General features: G+C 73.3%; 15 protein-coding genes. 8 read left to right on the forward strand and 7 right to left on the reverse strand.

Going from position 1 to position 14970, the window contains the following annotated elements; all coding sequences use genetic code 11:
• The first annotated feature begins 38 nt into the window (after positions 1–38).
• The 4 genes from ACFPIJ_RS30455 to ACFPIJ_RS30470 all read left to right on the forward strand — a co-directional run bounded on the left by ACFPIJ_RS30455 (position 39) and on the right by ACFPIJ_RS30470 (position 4075).
• Positions 39–671 (forward strand): hypothetical protein, encoded by a 633-nt coding sequence (locus ACFPIJ_RS30455; RefSeq protein ID WP_380119944.1) that lies wholly within the window; start codon positions 39–41, stop codon positions 669–671.
• A 69-nt stretch (positions 672–740) separates the two neighbouring features.
• Positions 741–1577: a universal stress protein gene (locus tag ACFPIJ_RS30460; RefSeq protein ID WP_380119946.1), complete on the forward strand. Its 837-nt coding sequence runs from the start codon at positions 741–743 to the stop codon at positions 1575–1577.
• Positions 1578–1706: 129 nt separating this feature from the next.
• Positions 1707–2342 (forward strand): response regulator, encoded by a 636-nt coding sequence (locus ACFPIJ_RS30465; RefSeq protein ID WP_203847504.1) that lies wholly within the window; start codon positions 1707–1709, stop codon positions 2340–2342.
• A 125-nt stretch (positions 2343–2467) separates the two neighbouring features.
• On the forward strand, positions 2468–4075 hold the full coding sequence (locus ACFPIJ_RS30470; RefSeq protein WP_380120918.1) for a sensor histidine kinase: 1608 nt from the start codon (positions 2468–2470) through the stop codon (positions 4073–4075).
• A gap of 16 nt (positions 4076–4091) precedes the next feature.
• Here the strand turns inward: ACFPIJ_RS30470 and ACFPIJ_RS30475 are convergent, their stop codons facing one another.
• From ACFPIJ_RS30475 to ACFPIJ_RS30485, 3 genes are all read right to left on the reverse strand, one after another.
• Entirely contained in the window at positions 4092–5072 is a 981-nt protein-coding gene (locus tag ACFPIJ_RS30475; RefSeq protein WP_380119948.1) for an Acg family FMN-binding oxidoreductase, read from the reverse strand.
• Between the two features lie 51 nt (positions 5073–5123).
• On the reverse strand, positions 5124–5444 hold the full coding sequence (locus ACFPIJ_RS30480; protein ID WP_380119950.1) for a DMT family transporter: 321 nt from the start codon (positions 5442–5444) through the stop codon (positions 5124–5126).
• A gap of 174 nt (positions 5445–5618) precedes the next feature.
• On the reverse strand, positions 5619–6254 hold the full coding sequence (locus ACFPIJ_RS30485) for an FMN-dependent NADH-azoreductase (protein ID WP_380119952.1): 636 nt from the start codon (positions 6252–6254) through the stop codon (positions 5619–5621).
• Positions 6255–6314: 60 nt separating this feature from the next.
• Here ACFPIJ_RS30485 and ACFPIJ_RS30490 point away from each other — a divergent pair, with 60 nt between their 5' ends.
• Positions 6315–6869, forward strand: a complete 555-nt coding sequence (locus tag ACFPIJ_RS30490) for a TetR/AcrR family transcriptional regulator (protein ID WP_380119954.1) — start codon at positions 6315–6317, stop codon at positions 6867–6869.
• Here ACFPIJ_RS30490 and ACFPIJ_RS30495 read toward each other — a convergent pair.
• On the reverse strand, positions 6866–7330 hold the full coding sequence (locus ACFPIJ_RS30495; protein WP_380119956.1) for a chemotaxis protein CheX: 465 nt from the start codon (positions 7328–7330) through the stop codon (positions 6866–6868). The two genes, ACFPIJ_RS30490 and ACFPIJ_RS30495, sit on opposite strands and share 4 nt — an antisense overlap.
• 178 nt (positions 7331–7508) lie before the next feature.
• On the opposite strand from ACFPIJ_RS30495, the gene ACFPIJ_RS30500 reads away from it, so the two are divergent.
• Complete coding sequence (locus ACFPIJ_RS30500) at positions 7509–8099, forward strand: hypothetical protein (RefSeq protein WP_380119957.1); 591 nt, start codon at positions 7509–7511, stop codon at positions 8097–8099.
• A gap of 80 nt (positions 8100–8179) precedes the next feature.
• On the opposite strand, the gene ACFPIJ_RS30505 is transcribed toward ACFPIJ_RS30500, so the two are convergent.
• From ACFPIJ_RS30505 to ACFPIJ_RS30515, 3 genes are read right to left on the reverse strand one after another with little or no spacing between them, the layout of a single operon-like run.
• Positions 8180–8626: a GNAT family N-acetyltransferase gene (locus ACFPIJ_RS30505; protein WP_380119959.1), complete on the reverse strand. Its 447-nt coding sequence runs from the start codon at positions 8624–8626 to the stop codon at positions 8180–8182.
• Positions 8627–8655: 29 nt separating this feature from the next.
• Positions 8656–10452: a WD40 repeat domain-containing protein gene (locus tag ACFPIJ_RS30510; RefSeq protein ID WP_380119961.1), complete on the reverse strand. Its 1797-nt coding sequence runs from the start codon at positions 10450–10452 to the stop codon at positions 8656–8658.
• Entirely contained in the window at positions 10453–11913 is a 1461-nt protein-coding gene (locus tag ACFPIJ_RS30515) for an alpha/beta fold hydrolase (protein WP_380119963.1), read from the reverse strand.
• A 136-nt stretch (positions 11914–12049) separates the two neighbouring features.
• Here ACFPIJ_RS30515 and ACFPIJ_RS30520 point away from each other — a divergent pair, with 136 nt between their 5' ends.
• Positions 12050–12598 carry a TetR/AcrR family transcriptional regulator gene (locus ACFPIJ_RS30520; RefSeq protein WP_380119965.1) on the forward strand — a complete coding sequence of 183 codons (549 nt, stop codon included), beginning with the start codon at positions 12050–12052 and terminating at the stop codon, positions 12596–12598.
• 142 nt (positions 12599–12740) lie between these two features.
• Positions 12741–14945, forward strand: coding sequence for an MMPL family transporter (locus ACFPIJ_RS30525; RefSeq protein WP_380119967.1), 2205 nt, complete (start codon positions 12741–12743; stop codon positions 14943–14945).
• Positions 14946–14970 lie beyond the last annotated feature (25 nt).

Raw genomic sequence — 14970 nt, forward strand, 5'->3', positions numbered from 1 at the left:
AACCTGAGGGCACCACCCCACGACCCCCGGAGGCCACCATGAAACGCAAGACCCTCGACATCCTGTTCGGTCTCGGCGGCGTCGTCCTCGCCGGCCTGCTGCTCATCGCCGGCATCGTGCTCACCAGCAACGCGGACTTCGCCAACGACTACGTCCGCAGCCAGCTCGCCCAGCAGCAGATCTCCTTCAAACCCGCGGCCACCATGACCGCCGAGGAGCAGCGGTCGGCGTGCCTGGTCCGCTACGCCGGGCAGCAGCTGACCACGGGCAAGCAGGCCGAGTGCTATGCCAACGAGTTCATCGGCCTGCACCTCAAGTCCATCGCCGGCGGCAAGACCTACGCCCAGCTCGGCGACGTCCAGACCGAACTGCGCGCGAAGATCGCCGCACTGCCCAAGGACGACCCGGCCGTGGCCGGCCTGCAGCAGCAGCTCACCGACACCACCACCGCCCGGGAGACCGTCTTCAAGGGTGAGACGCTGCGCGGGCTGCTGCTGACCTCCTACGGCTTCAGCGAGTTCGGCGTGAAGGCCGGGCAGGCCGCGCTCGTCGCGTACCTCGCCGCGGGCCTGCTCCTGCTGCTCGGCGCGGCCGGTCTCGTCCACGCCGCGATCACCCCAGCCACCAGGGGCTTCGCGGTTCCCGAGACCACCGGCCTCGTGACCGCCTGACCCTTCCCATGCGGGTCCCGGCGCGCGACCGTGGAGTGGACAGCTCGTCAGGCTGTGAAGGAGGCCGTCATGACCAACATCCATCGGCCGGTGATCGTGGGCGTCGACGGCTCGCCGGCCGCGTTCGGCGCGGTCCGCTGGGCCGCCGACGCGGCGGTGCACCACGGCCAGCCGCTGCGCATCACCCACGCGCTCGGCGTCCCCGGGCCCCTCCAGGAGACGTTCGACGATCAGGGCCTGGTGCTGGAGACCGCGGTGGAGGCCCGCCGCTGGTGCCCGGGCCTGCCGGTGACGACCTCGACCTGGCACGGCCAGCCGGAGCAGGTGCTGGGCGAGCAGTCCCGGCAGGCCGACCTCGTCGTCGTCGGCAGCGGCGGGCACGGCGGGTTCCACGCGCTGGTCGCCGGCTCCGTCGGCGTCCACCTGGCCGGTGTCGCGCACTGCCCGGTCCTGGTGGTGCACCACGCCGAGCGCTGGGCCGGCCCGGAGAGCGTCCTGCCGTCGCACCGGCCGGTCGTCGTCGGCGCCGACGGGTCCCTCGGCGGCCATCAGGCGCTCGAGCTGGCGTTCCGGGAGGCGTCCGCGCGCAAGGTCCCGCTGGTCGCGGTCCGGGCGTGGCAGAGCCCGCCGACCCGGCTCGCCCGGCGGACGGATCCGGCCCGGGTCGCCGCCGACCTCGACGCCGACCTCGAACCCCTGCGGGCCAAGGACCCGGCCGTGCAGCTGATCGCCAGGGTGGTCCACGGCGCGCCGGTGCGGGCGCTGCTGGACGAGGCACGCGACGCGCTGATGCTCGTGCTCGGCGGCAGCGCCCAGGCGGGGTTCGGCGGCCCCCGGCTCGGCCCCGTCACCGCCCACGTCCTCGAACACGCCGACATCCCGGTGCTCGTCGCCAGGCACGGCTGACCCGCCCCGGCACCCCGCTACCATCGACGTCGAACGGCGCGGGCCTGAGGTCCCGAACTGCTGGGACCTTGGGCCCGACCTCGCCCGTTCGGCTTGGCGGCGCCGGAGCACTCCAGTAAGAAGGAACCTATGATTCGGGTTTATCTGCTCGACGACCACGAGGTCGTCCGCTTCGGACTCCGCGAGATGCTGGAGCGCGAGGGCGACATCGAGGTCGTCGGCGAGTCGGGATCCGCGGTGGACGCCACCCACCGCATCCCGGCGCTGCGACCCGACGTCGCCGTCCTCGACGGCCGGCTGCCCGACGGCAGCGGCATCGACGTCTGCCGCGACGTCCGGTCCGTCGACCCGTCCATCAAGGCGCTGATCCTGACGTCGTACGACGACGACGAGGCGCTGTTCGCCGCCATCATGGCCGGTGCGTCCGGCTACGTGCTCAAGCAGATCCACGGCACGGACCTGGTCGACGCGATCCGCCGCGTCGCCGCCGGCCAGTCGCTGCTGGATCCGGCGGTCACCGCCCGCGTCCTGGACCGCATCCGCAAGGGTCCCGAGCAGCCGGACGAGCTCAAGGACCTCACCGAGCAGGAGCGCAAGATCCTGCTGCTCGTCGCCGAGGGCCTGACGAACCGGGAGATCGCCGAGCGGATGTTCCTGGCCGAGAAGACCGTCAAGAACTACGTCTCCAGCCTCCTGGCCAAGCTCGGCCTGGAGCGGCGCACCCAGGCCGCCGTCCTCGCGTCCCGTCTGCTCAACAAGCGCTGAACCGCATATACGATCACCTCGTGACCGATCAGGCCGACTGGCAACCGTCATTGCCGCTGCCGTCACTGTCCCGGGTCGACCTGGACGCGCTGCTGCAGGAGCTGCTCGCCCGGGTCGGCGCGGTCATGACCAGCCGGGAGCGGCTGCGGGCGCTGCTGGACGCGGTCGTCGGGATCGGCTCCGACCTCGACCTGCACAGCACCCTCGAACGCATCGTGCAGGCGGCGTGCCGGCTCGCCGACGCGCGCTACGGGGCGCTCGGCGTCATCGGCCCCGACCGGATGCTCATCGAGTTCATCAACCACGGCGTCACCGCCCAGGAGCGGGCCGACATCGGCGACCTGCCGCGCGGCCACGGGGTGCTCGGGCTGCTCATCGAGGAGCCGCGACCGATCCGGCTGCATGACATCACGCAGCATCCCCGCGCATACGGGTTCCCGCCCAACCACCCGCCGATGCACAGCTTCCTGGGTGTCCCGGTGCGCATCCGCGACCAGGTGTTCGGCAACCTGTACCTGGCCGAGAAGTCCGGCGGTGAGCAGTTCACCCAGGACGACGAGGACCTCGTCTCCGCCCTGTCGGTCGCGGCCGGCGCGGCGATCGACAACGCCCGCCTCTACGCCCAGGCCGAGCGGCGGCAGCGCTGGCTGATGGCCGCCGCCGAGATCACCTCGGTGCTGCTCGGCGAGGTCCGCCGCACCGAGGCGCTGGAATTCGTCGCGACCCGGGCCCGCGACGTGGCCGGCGCGGATCTGGCCATGGTCCTGCTGGCCGACGAAACCAGCGGCGAAACCAACGGGCGTCTGACCGTCGAGGTGTCCGTCGGCGGGCCCGGCGACGCCGCCGGCTGGTCGGTCGCCGTCGACGGCAGCGAGTTCACCGAGGTGCTCGGCCGCCAGCAGCTGTCGGTGGTCACCGACCTCGCGACGGCGGCGGACTGGCCGGCCCCGCTGTCGACCGGCACGGCGCTGCTCGTCCCCCTCGCCGTCGGCGGTGTCGCACTGGGCGTGCTCGTGGTGGCGTACCGCAAGGACAGCGTCCCGATCGCCGAGGGCCTCGAACTGGCGATGGTGGAGACCTTCGCCGGACAGGCGGCCCTGGCCCTGGAGCGGGCCCGGGCGCAGGACGAGCGGGAGATGCTCGCCGTCGTCGGCGACCGCGAACGCATCGCCCGCGACCTGCACGACGTCGTCATCCAGCGGCTGTTCGCGGCCGGGATGCAGCTGCAGGGCGCGACCAGGCTGTCCGGCCAGCCCGATGTGCAGACCCGCATCGAACGGGTCGTCAACGACCTCGACACCACCATCCGCGACATCCGCGGCGCCATCTTCGAACTGCGCGGCCCGGCCCAGCACAGCTTCCGCACCGAGATCCGCGACCTCGTCGACGAGGCCCGCGAGCCGCTCGGCTTCCGGCCCGCGCTGCGCATCGACGGTCCCGTCGACACCGCCGTGCCGGACGCGCAGCGCACGGCCCTGCTCGCGGTCCTCCGCGAGGCGCTGAGCAACGTCGCCAAGCACGCCAAGGCCCGGGCCGTGACCGTCACCGTCGCGATCGTGCAGGGCCGGCTGTCGCTGGCGGTCCGCGACGACGGGCGCGGCATCGCGGCCGGCGCCGGGCCGTCCGGTCAGGGGCTGCCGAACATGCGGGCCCGGGCCGTCGACCTCGACGGCGTCTGCACCGTGGAGTCCAGCACGGCCGGCACCGTCGTCAGCTGGCACGTCCCGCTGTGAGTGCCGGGCCGGCCCGTCAGCCGGCACGTCCAGCGGTGAGTGCCGGGTCGACCTCGATGACGTCGGCCACCGGACGCCGGTTCGTGGCGCCGATGGCCGGCGCGTAGCCGAAGCGCAGGACGAGCTGCGGGTCGTACAGGCGGTGCACGGCGCGGCGCAGCTGTTCCCGCACCGCCGGCACCTCGATCGGCTGGGAGTACATCGCCGCGGCCAGCCCGAGGTCGGCGGCGAGCAGCAGCAGGTGCTGCAGCACCATCCCGGCCCGCACCTCGTCGGCGGCGTGGTCGCCGTGGACCCCGAACACGGCGACCGCCGGGCTCCGCGTCGGGTCATGGGTGACGGCCAGCTCCGGGCCGCCGAAGTCACGGCGCGGCATCAGCTCATCGGAGTGCGGGGCGGCACCGGCCGCCGGCCTGCCGACGCCCTCGACGGCCAGGTCCGCGGACCGGCTCCAGGCGCGCAGTTCGGCCACGTAGCGGGGATCCGCGGCCAGTCGCGCGTCGGCCTGGCGGGTGAGCGACGCCAGGACGGCGAGCTTCGGCTCATCCAGAGCGAAGTCCAGCCAGCCACCCTCCCCCGCCACCGCCTCCGCCAGCGTGGCCAGCACGCCGGGGTCGACGTGGGCCTGGACGAACGGAGCGCGGTTCGTGCGGCGGAGCGGGATCTGGCGGTGCAGGCGGCGCTCCAGCGGGGTGGCCGACCTCGCCTCGGCCGGGACCAGGCGCACCACGCCGGGGCCGGCGGTGCAGGCGGCCGGGCCGCCGGCGACCGCGAGCGCCAGGGCCAGGTTGGTGGCGGCGGCGCCGCACGACACCCGCGCCGCCCGGCCGTCCGGGTCACAGACCGGCAGCACCCGGTCCTGGTCGACGTGCACCTCGATGCCGTGCACGGTGCGGCGGAACCGCCACGGCTGGCTGTTGTGGATCGACGGTGCCAGCACCGCCTCGCCGACCGCCGCGGCGAACGTGTCCTGATCCCAGGTTCCGGTGGCTGTCATATCTCCCACGCTTCCCCCGCGGTCCCGGCACCGGACAGGGCCGAAGGTCCCTCATGCCGGGGTGGCGATGCGGGCCAGCAGGAGCCCGGCGACGATGAGCGAGACGGCGAGGAGCCGCAGGGCGGACATCGGGTCGTGGTGGACGACGACACCCAGGACGATGGCACCGATCGCGCCGATACCGGTGAACACGGCGTAGGCGGTGCCGACCGGCAGCGTCTGCATCGCCCGGGACAGCAGGTAGACCGCGCCGACGCCGAGGATCACGCACAGCGCGGTCGGGCCGGGCCGGGTGAAGTTCTGGGTCGGCTTGATGCTCTGCGACCACGCGATCTCCACCAGCCCCGCCAGGCACAGCATGACCCAGCTCATGCCGCCACCTCCGCTGCGCTCCGGCGTCGGCCTGAGCCAACACTGAGCCCACGATTCGCGGCCCCTCCGCTGCGCTCCGGCCCGCTCACGCCGCCACCTCCGCTGCGCTCCGGCGTCGGCCTGAGCCAACACTGAGCCCACGATTCGCGGCCCCTCCGCTGCGCTCCGGCCCGCTCACGCCGCCACCTCCGCCAGTGCGGCTGCGTAGGACTCCTGGTAGGCCGGGCGGGCGTCGGACAGCCAGGGGTCGACGAGGGCGTTGGTCAGCTCCACGGCGATCACGGTCACGTCCTGGACGCCGAAGTGCCCGGCGAAGAAGTCGCGCAGGTAGCGCTCCTGATGGTCCACGGGTTCGCGCGGGGTGCCGGGCGCGTAGGTGCCGCCGCGCGCCGCGGTGACGACGACGCGGGTCTCGAGCCGGGCCCGCGGGAACGTGACCTGGTCGATCCACGCCTTGAGGCTGGCCGGCACGCCGTAGTTGTACATCGGCACGCCGATCAGCACCTCGTCGGCGCTGACCAGCTCGGCCAGCAACGGCTCGACGACCGCCCAGGCGGCCCGCTGCGCCGGCGTCCGCACCCCTTCCGGCAGCCGCCGGGGGTCGGTGATGCCGTTGGCGAGCGCGTGGTCGCAGATCTCGGTCCACGCCTCGTCGATGAACGGCACGGGTGCCGCCACCAGGTCGCGGTAGGTGTATCGGCCGTCGGGGTGCGCGGCCCGCCAGGCCTCGGCATACCGGGCGCTGAGCGTGCGGGAGTGCCCGTTGCGGCGGGCGCTGGCATCGAGGTGCAGCAGGTGCGGCTTCGTCACGCCGTAACACTATCGCGCAAGTGGACACGGTGTCCACTTCGTCGGCGGTACCGTGGGCGCATGGCGGTCGAGCGGACGGACGCGGCCCGCAACCGGGCCCGGGTCCTCGCCGCGGCGCAGGAACTGTTCGCCACCCGGGGCGCGGACCAGGTCACCATGGACGACATCGCGCAGGCGGCCGGCGTCGGGCGGGCCACGCTGTACCGCCGCTATCCCGACCGCGCCTCGATCGCCGTGGCACTCCTCGACGAGCACGAGCGGGCGCTGCAGGCCAAGATGCTGTCCGGACCGCCACCGCTCGGGCCCGGCGCCGCGCCGGCCGAGCGGCTCACGGCGTTCTACGCGGCGCTGGTGGACCTCCTGGAGCAGCACGTGCACCTGGTGCTCGGCACCGAGATCGGCCAGTCGCGCTACCGGACCGGCGCCTACGGGTTCTGGCGCGCGCACGTGCTGTCGCTGCTGCGCGAGGCGGGCTCGCCGCGGCCCGAGGTGCTCGCTGACGTGCTGCTCGCCCCCCTCGCCCCCGACCTGTACCGCTACCAGCGCGAGGTCCTCGAACACCAGCCCGCGCAGATCCGGGAGACGCTCGGCGAACTCGCCCGCCGCGTGCTTTAGCGCTTGTCCTCGCCCCGCAGGATCGTCAGCACGGCCGGCTCGTCGTTGCGGGTCACCCGCAGCGAGTGCAGCGGTGTGGTGCCCGGCCACACGACCTTGGCCCGGCCCACCACCACCTGGGGCAGCGAGAGGTGGCTCGGCTTGGGCAGCAGGCTCTTCACGTTGCCGGCCAGGATGTTCACCAGCTCGCCGAGGGCGTCGGCGCAGTCGTCGGCGTTCGCGCCCACCGGGTCGATGTCGAGCATCGCGCCGGCCATCTGACCCGCCGCCGGCAGCCCGCACCGGATCACGGCCAGGCCGTTCCACGCGCCGGCGACACCGACGCTCGCGGTGACGTCCGCGGTGTCCGGCATCGGCTCCGGACTGCCCTCGACCTCCGGCGTGCAGTGCAGGTAGGCCGTCCAGACCTGCCACACGATGCCGCGCAGGTCGTCCTCGGACAGGGACGTCTCCGGATCCACCGAAACCCCTCTCGGCCCGGTCCGTCGTCCCACCCCGGTTGCCCAATCGACCGGCGCGGGCCCGGGTTGAGCAACTCCGGGCCTTTCGGCCCGGTGGATCCGGGAGCTTCGGCACCGGCGTACCCCTGCCGACACGGACAACACTGAGGTCGTCAAGGAAACCGACTGGAGGCCCACAATGAGCGCCGTGCCCGTCCACCACACCCCCGCCAACCACCTCGAACGCGTCGAAGCCCCGGGCGCCATGCTCACCCGGACCGCCGCGAAGGGCCTCGCGGTCCTGCGCGTCGCGACCGGCACGGTGTTCCTGTGGGCGTTCCTGGACAAGACCTTCGGCCTCGGGTACTCGACGCCGTCGGCGAAGGCGTGGATCCACGGCGGCTCGCCCACCAAGGGCTTCCTCAGCTCGGTCGACGTCGGCCCGCTCCAGTCCGCGTTCCACGCCATGGCCGGCACCTGGTGGGCGAACTGGCTCTTCATGCTCGGCATGCTCGGCGTCGGCGTGGCCCTGATCGCCGGGGCCGGCCTGCGGATCGCGGCCGCGTCGGGCGCGCTCATCATGGGTCTGATGTGGTTCGCGGAGTTCCCGATCGCGCAGCACACCGCGACCGGCGCCGCGAGCGGCTCCACCAACCCGCTGACCGACTACCACCTGATCTACGCGGTCGTGCTGGTCGTCCTCGCCGCGGCCTACGCCGGGCACACCTGGGGCGTCGGCCGCAAGTGGGCGAAGCTGCCCTTCGTCCAGCGCCACCGCTGGCTCATCTGACTCCAGCGCCACCGCGGGCGCATCTGACCACAGCACCCGTCGAGGACCCGGGACCACCGTCCCGGGTCCTCGCACTATGTTCAGGAGGTCGCCGGTGCCGTCCTGGTCATGACGTGCCGGCGGCGCGCCGGCCGGAAGCCGGCGGCGGCGTAGAACTCGGCCGCCGGGCCCTCGATGTCGGTCAGCAGGTAGAAGGTGCTGACGTCGCTGAGCCGGTCGAAGTAGGCGCGCAGGAGGCGGGTGCCGTGACCGGACCGCTGCGCCGAGCGCCGCACCGCCATCTCGGCGATGTAGCAGTGGTCGCCGCCGTCCCACCAGCGTTGCCGGTGGCCACCGACGAACGCGGTCAGGGTGCCGTCGACGAGCAGCGCCGCCCCTTCGAACCCGGGTGTGTCGTGGAGGTCCCGTAGCCGTCTGGTGGCGTCGTCCACGGCCCACCGGTCGTTCCACGGCGCCGCGTTGAACACGTCGACGAACACCTCGACGATCGACGGCAACAGCGCAGGTTCCCAATCGGTGATCGACACGGCCACAGGACCATCCTCCTCCGTCGTCTTCAGTACGGGTACTCGGCGCAGATGCGCTCCACCTCGGCCATCGCCCAGCGGATGTTGCCGCGTTCGTCGTCGCGGAACCGGGCGAGGGCGGGGATCGCCGCCCGGACCGCGGCGACCTCGTCCGGTTTCTTGGTCCCGCGCCTGGTGTCGGCGATGTCGGCGATGAGCATCAGCACGAGGTTCTGCGCCTTGGCGTCGGGCAGCAGCATGAGATCGACCAGGAACGGCACCGCCGGTGGTGCGGCCGACAGCCGGCTGGAGCGGGACACCAGCAGCTTGTAGAGCTGCTTCGCCGCGTCGAGGGCGGTCTCCTCGTCGTCGGAGGCGGCCTGCGCCATCAACCGTGGCACGGCGTACGCGGGGCCCAGCGTCGACCACAGCTTCGCCCAGTCGATCTCCGCGAGCCGGCGTTGCAGGTCGCGGGTCGGCCACAGCCGGTCCAGGTCGAGCTGGACGGTCGCGGTGCCGGCCGGGATGCGGACCGACATCACCGCCGAGCCGTCGACGGCGATGGCCTCGATGCCGGTGCCGAGGCGCAGGTCGGCGGTGGCGCCGGTGGTGCGGTCCCAGGCGCGGACCAGGCCGTCCTCCCACGCCGCGAACAGCGCCGGGCCGGTGCTGAGCTCGGCGGCGGCCAGGGCGGTCACCGGCGCGGGACGCCGGTCCAGCGGCGTCCGGCGTGGCGTGCCGTCGACCGGCCAGGAGCGCAGCACGCCGTCGGCGTCGCCGCTCACCACGGTGTGGCCGCCGCCGGGCTGCCCCGCGAGGACCACGGCCGTGACGGGCGCCCGGTGCAGCACCTGGTGCCGGGCCGCGGTCCCGCCGTCCACCGCACCCGGCGCAGACGCGCCGTCCACCGCACCCTGAGCAGACGCGCCGTCCACCGCGGCCGGCGCAGGCGCACCGTCCACGGTGGCCGGATCGGTCGCACCGTCCACAAAGGACACGACGTGCCACCGGCCGCGCCCGTCTGCGGAGCCGGCGGGCAGGGTCGCGGCCCGCAGCCGCAGCGGGCGCAGCGGCTTGAACGACGGCGCCGTGACGGCCTTGTCGTCCCACGTGAGGCCGAGGGACTCGGCGACCGCGGTCAGCGCGTCGCGGCTGCGGGCCCGGATCAGCACCGGGTGCGCGGCGCCCGCCCCGCGGCCGTGGCTGACGAGCGCGTCCGGTGCACCGTGCAGCACCGCGTCGACGCCCATCTCCTGCCACGGCGGCAGGCCGAGCTCCGGGTACTGCTCCCGCAGCCGCTGCACCACGTCGGCGCCGGCCGCGTCGGGTCCGAAGGTCAGGCTCCAGCCGTACGCCGCGGGCAGCCGGTCGAGCGTGAGGTGCAGCAGGAACTCCGAGATCGAGCGGTTCTGCAGCACCCACCCGTCACCGCGGTCCACCAGCACCCGCGGATCCGGCAGGTGCGCCTCGGCGGCAAGGTAGCCCCACGTGTTGGAGTAGTGGTACTCGGACATGAACCCGCACACCCGCCGGTCGTCGCCCGCAGCGGTGAACGGGTTCTGCTCCGGCAGCTCACCGGCCACCGCCGGCGGCCACTGCGAGTGGGTCCAGTACAGCCGCGGGTTGAACAGGAACGAGTTGACCGGCCGCTGCCACCACTCGTCCAGCGCCGAGGGGACCGGGAGGCCGGGGTCGACCTCGCCGGCCAGGTTCTCGCCGCCCTCGCGGGTGTGCGGCGGGTCGCCGCCGGGGTCCTGGAAGCCCCACTCCGCGTGGATCTCGTCCAGCAGTGACCACCGGTCGGCCTGCTGGGCGAGCCGTTGGGCGAACGCGCCGTAGTTGATCATTCAGTACCCTACCGTGAACCGCTGCCGGACGAACGAGCCCTGCTCGACCGCATCGACGACCGCTGCGGCGTAGTCGCCGACCGTGACCCGGGACTCGCCGGCGGCGTCGGTCAGCGGGGTGTCGCCCGCCTGCGCGCGGTAGCTGCCGGTCTTGTCGCCCGGCACCAGGTGCACCGGCGGCGGGCTCACGTAGGACCAGTCGACGGGGGTCTGCGCGGCGCGCAACAGGTCCAGCGCGGCCGCCTGGTCAAGCGCGGTTTCGCGGTACACCTGCGGAAAATGGGGCGAGTCGACGAATCGCTCACCACTGGGGGCGAGCAGGCTGCCCCCGCCGCCCAGGAAGACGAGCCGGCCCACCCCGGCCGCGGGCAGCGCCGCCAGCACGGCGGCAACGGCGCGCGGGACCAGGTGGTCGGGGCCCTTGACGGCGACGATCACCGCGTCGTGCCCGGCGACGGCGTCCTGGACCGAGGCCGCGTCGGTGACGTCGACGTCGGCGCTGCCGAGCGCGGTGACCCGGTGGGCCCGGTCCAGCGCCTCGCGGGACACCGCGCCGCCGAGGTTGCCGGTCGCGCCGATCACGGCGATGCGCAGGGTCCGCGGCGCCCAGGTCCGGTCGAGGAAGTCGGCGAGCAGCGGCGCGATCTGCGGCAGGCACTCCTCGAGGGCGAAGTGCCCGGTGTCCAGCACGTGCAGCTCGGCGTCGGGGAGGTCGCGCAGGTAGGCGTGGGCGCCGGCCTCCGGGAAGAACGGGTCGTTGCGGCCCCAGACGATCAGCGCCGGCGGCCGGTGCTCGGCCAACCACTGCTGCCACGCCGGATACTGCGCGACGTTGGTGTGGTAGTCCAGCGCGAGCGCGACCTGCGCCTCCTTGCGGCCCGGCAGGTCCAGGAAGTGCTGGTCGAGGGTCCAGCCGTCCGGCGCGACCAGGGCCGGGTCGCCGGTGCCGCCCTCGTACTGGTCGCGGGTCACCGGCAGGACCAGGATCTCCCGGACCCGATCCTCGGCCCCGGCGACGCCCGGACGGTTGGCGATCATGCCGCGGGCCAGGTCGGAGAGGCCCTCCTCGTAGGCGTTCGCGTTCTGCACGACGAGACCGGCGACGGCGGCCGGGCGCCGCGTGGCCAGCCGCAGGCCGACCGGTCCGCCGAAGTCGAAGGTGTAGAGCACGAAGCGGTCGAGCCCGATCGCGTCGACGAAGCCCTCGACGACGTCGGTGAGGTGCTCGAACGTGTAGGTGAACCCGTCGGGGACCTCGGTGTGGCCGAAGCCGGGGTAGTCGGGGGCGATCAGCCGGAACCGGGTGCCGAGCGCGTCGATGAGCCGGCGGAACTGGTGCGACGCCGAGGGGAAGCCGTGCAGGAGCAGCAGGACAGGCGCGCCGGAAGGACCGGCTTCGCGGTAGAAGACGCGGACGTCTCCGACCTGCACGAACCGGTGTGAGACGCGAGGGATCTCCATGGAACGCACCTCTTAACGAGAAGGATCTTGCGTTAACATGGTCATCGTGGCAGAGGGTGACGGCTTAATGCAACGTGATTCTCGTTTAGGTGGGTCGGTACGCCCCGGCGGGCGCACCGCACGCACCCGTGCCGCCGTGTTCGACGCCGCCATGGCCGAGCTGTCCGAGAAGGGCTTCGCCGGCACCAACCTCGAGAAGATCGCCGGGCGGGCCGGCGTCGCGCTGTCCACCCTGTACCGCCGCTGGGGCAACCTGACCGGCCTGCTCCAGGACCTCGTCGACGAGCTCACCCTGGACCTGTCCCCGCCGGACTCCGGCTCCCTCGACGGCGACCTCGCCGCCCTCGGCCGGCTCATCCTCCGGCTGCACCGCCACCCGGTGCACCGGCCGTGGATGGACGCCGTGACCGCCGCCGCCGTGCACGACCCGGCCGCCCGCGCGGTGCTGTCGCGCACCATCATGGCCCGGATCCAGCGCGCCGCCGGCGTCGTCGAGGCGGCGGTGGCCCGCGGCGAGATCCCGGCGGACACCGACGCCGAGGACGTGATCCGCATGCTCGCGGCGCCCTTCTACTACCGGATGTACGTCAGCGGTGAACCCCTCACCGACGACCTGCCGGAGCGGGTCGCGGGCGCGGTGGCCGCCGCCGTGCGCGCCGGCACCCTGCGCCGGACCGCGCCGTGACCTGCGCCCGGGCCGTGGCCGGGCGGACAGCCCCACCGGCCCGGTAGGGCTGCCCCTACCAGGGGTGAGTGGGGTTGCCGTACCGCAGGTCAGCGGGCTCGCCGGATCGATAACGCCGGTTGGCGAAAATAGCGTTCCCAGCATGGAATCCAGGGAGAACGTGAAGGGCATCGCGGCGCGGATCGCGGTGTGGAGCGCCCGCCATCGCGCGCTCGCCATCATCGGCTGGCTTGCCTTCGTCATCGGCGTGACCGTGCTCAGCGGCCAGGCCGGCATGGTCGAGGCCGGCAGCGGCGACTTCGGCAACGGCGAGTCCGGCCGCGCCGACCGGATCGTCGAGCAGGCCGGCTTCCCCGAGCAGGGCGCCGGCGAGATGGTCATCGTCACCTCGAAGACCGCCCCGGTGGACAGCCCGCCCGTGCAGGCGGCGATCGCCGAGGTCACCAGGGCCGTGCACGACACCGGCGCGACCGAGCCGGTCGCGGCGCCGCTGACGTCCGAGGACGGGAGGTCGGCGCTGCTCACGTTCACCGTGCGCGGCGACCCCGAGACCGCCAAGGACCGCATCCAGCCGGTCCTGGACGCCGTCGCGGCGGTCCAGCGGGCGCACCCGGACCTGTACATCGCCGAGGCCGGCGACGCCAGCGGCGACAAACTGATCGGCGACGAGCTGGACGAGGGCCTGAACCGGCTGTCGCTGCTGTCGATCCCGGTCACCCTCGGCATCCTGCTGGTCGCCTTCGGCGCGATCGTCGCGGCGCTGCTGCCGGTCGGGCTCGCCGTCACCGCCGTCGTCGGCGCCGTCGGCCTGCTCGCCTACGCCAGCCACCTGGCGCCCGCCGTCGACACCACCATGCACGTCATGCTGCTCGTCGGGCTCGCCGTCGGCGTCGACTACTGCCTGTTCTACATCCGCCGCGAACGCGACGAGCGCCGCAACGGCGCCGACCGGCACCGGGCCCTGGTCATCGCCGCGCAGACGTCCGGCCGGTCGATCTGGGTCTCCGGGCTGACCGTCATCGTCGCCATGGCCGGCATGTTCCTCACCCGGGACACCACCTTCGTCAGCTTCGCCATCGGCACCATCCTCGTCGTCGCGACCGCGGTCCTCGGGTCGCTGACCGTCCTGCCGGCGCTGCTGTCCGCGCTCGGCGACCGCGTCGACCTCGGCCGCATCCCCGGCCTGTACCGCAAGCGGGCCGGCGGCGGCCGGGTGTGGAGCGCGTTCCTGCGCCTGGTCCTGAAGCGCCCGCTCATCTCCGCGATCCTCGCCGTCGCGGCCCTCGGCGCGCTCGCCGCACCCGCCCTGGACCTGCGCACCAAGGGCGAGGGCGTGGAGGACCTGTCCCCGAGCGCGCCGATCACCCAGGCGTTCCTGGCCATCCAGGCGGCGTTCCCGGGCGGCACCGGGCCGGCCGAGGTCGTCGTCAAGGCACCCACCGTCAGCGGTCCCGGCTGGGACGGCGCGGTGGCGGAGTTCAAGCGGCAGGCACTGGCCACCGGACAGTTGCACGAGCCGGTCACCGTCGAGGTGAACCCGGCCGGCACGGTCGCCGTGATCAGCGTCGGTCTCTCGGGTACCGGCAGCGACCGCGCCTCCGAGGACGCCCTGGCGGCACTGCGCCGCACCGTCATCCCGGCCACGCTCGGCGGATACCCGGGCGCCTGGGTCGGCGTCACCGGCGACACCGCGGGCTCCAAGGACTTCAACGACCAGCTCGCCGACTCCATGCCGCTGGTCTTCGGGTTCGTCCTCGGCCTGGCGTTCCTGCTGCTGCTGGTGTCGTTCCGGTCGGTCGTCGTGGCGGTCACGGGCGTCGTGCTCAACCTGCTGTCGGTCGCCGCGGCGTACGGGATGCTCGTCTTCGTCTTCCAGTACGGCCACTTCGAGTCGCTGCTGGACTTCCGGGCCGCGGACGGCATCACCAACTGGATGCCGCTGTTCCTGTTCGTGATCCTGTTCGGCCTGTCGATGGACTACCACGTCTTCGTGGTCAGCCGGATCCGCGAGGGCCACGACCGCGGGCTGCCGACGCGCCAGGCGGTCACCGAGGGCATCACCGCCACGGCCGGGGTCATCACCAGCGCGGCGGCGGTCATGGTGGCGGTGTTCGCCCTGTTCGCCACGCTGCCACTGGTCTCCACCAAGGAGCTCGGCGTCGGCCTGGCCGCGGCGGTCCTGCTCGACGCGACGATCGTCCGCGCGGTGCTGCTGCCGGCGACCATGGCGCTGCTCGGCGAGCGGAACTGGTGGCTGCCCCGCTGGCTGAACTGGCTGCCGCAGGTCTCCCACGACGTGCCCGCCGCACCGCCGGCGGACCGGGAGCTGGCCGCGACCAGATCCTGACGGGGAACTGACGGGGGGAACTGAC

Source organism: Dactylosporangium cerinum (assembly GCF_042653625.1).
In the GTDB taxonomy this organism is placed as follows: Bacteria; Actinomycetota; Actinomycetes; order Mycobacteriales; family Micromonosporaceae; genus Dactylosporangium; species Dactylosporangium cerinum.

What these genes read in the sequence shown, in the direction of transcription:
- ACFPIJ_RS30455 (WP_380119944.1), top strand. Translation starts at nt 39, where the DNA reads ATGAAACGCAAGACCCTCGACATCCTGTTCGGTCTCGGCGGCGTCGTC.
- ACFPIJ_RS30460 (WP_380119946.1), top strand. Translation starts at nt 741, where the DNA reads ATGACCAACATCCATCGGCCGGTGATCGTGGGCGTCGACGGCTCGCCG.
- ACFPIJ_RS30465 (WP_203847504.1), top strand. Translation starts at nt 1,707, where the DNA reads ATGATTCGGGTTTATCTGCTCGACGACCACGAGGTCGTCCGCTTCGGA.
- ACFPIJ_RS30470 (WP_380120918.1), top strand. Translation starts at nt 2,468, where the DNA reads ATGACCAGCCGGGAGCGGCTGCGGGCGCTGCTGGACGCGGTCGTCGGG.
- ACFPIJ_RS30475 (WP_380119948.1), bottom strand. Translation starts at nt 5,072, where the DNA reads ATGACAGCCACCGGAACCTGGGATCAGGACACGTTCGCCGCGGCGGTC.
- ACFPIJ_RS30480 (WP_380119950.1), bottom strand. Translation starts at nt 5,444, where the DNA reads ATGAGCTGGGTCATGCTGTGCCTGGCGGGGCTGGTGGAGATCGCGTGG.
- ACFPIJ_RS30490 (WP_380119954.1), top strand. Translation starts at nt 6,315, where the DNA reads ATGGCGGTCGAGCGGACGGACGCGGCCCGCAACCGGGCCCGGGTCCTC.
- ACFPIJ_RS30500 (WP_380119957.1), top strand. Translation starts at nt 7,509, where the DNA reads ATGAGCGCCGTGCCCGTCCACCACACCCCCGCCAACCACCTCGAACGC.
- ACFPIJ_RS30510 (WP_380119961.1), bottom strand. Translation starts at nt 10,452, where the DNA reads ATGATCAACTACGGCGCGTTCGCCCAACGGCTCGCCCAGCAGGCCGAC.
- ACFPIJ_RS30515 (WP_380119963.1), bottom strand. Translation starts at nt 11,913, where the DNA reads ATGGAGATCCCTCGCGTCTCACACCGGTTCGTGCAGGTCGGAGACGTC.
- ACFPIJ_RS30525 (WP_380119967.1), top strand. Translation starts at nt 12,741, where the DNA reads ATGGAATCCAGGGAGAACGTGAAGGGCATCGCGGCGCGGATCGCGGTG.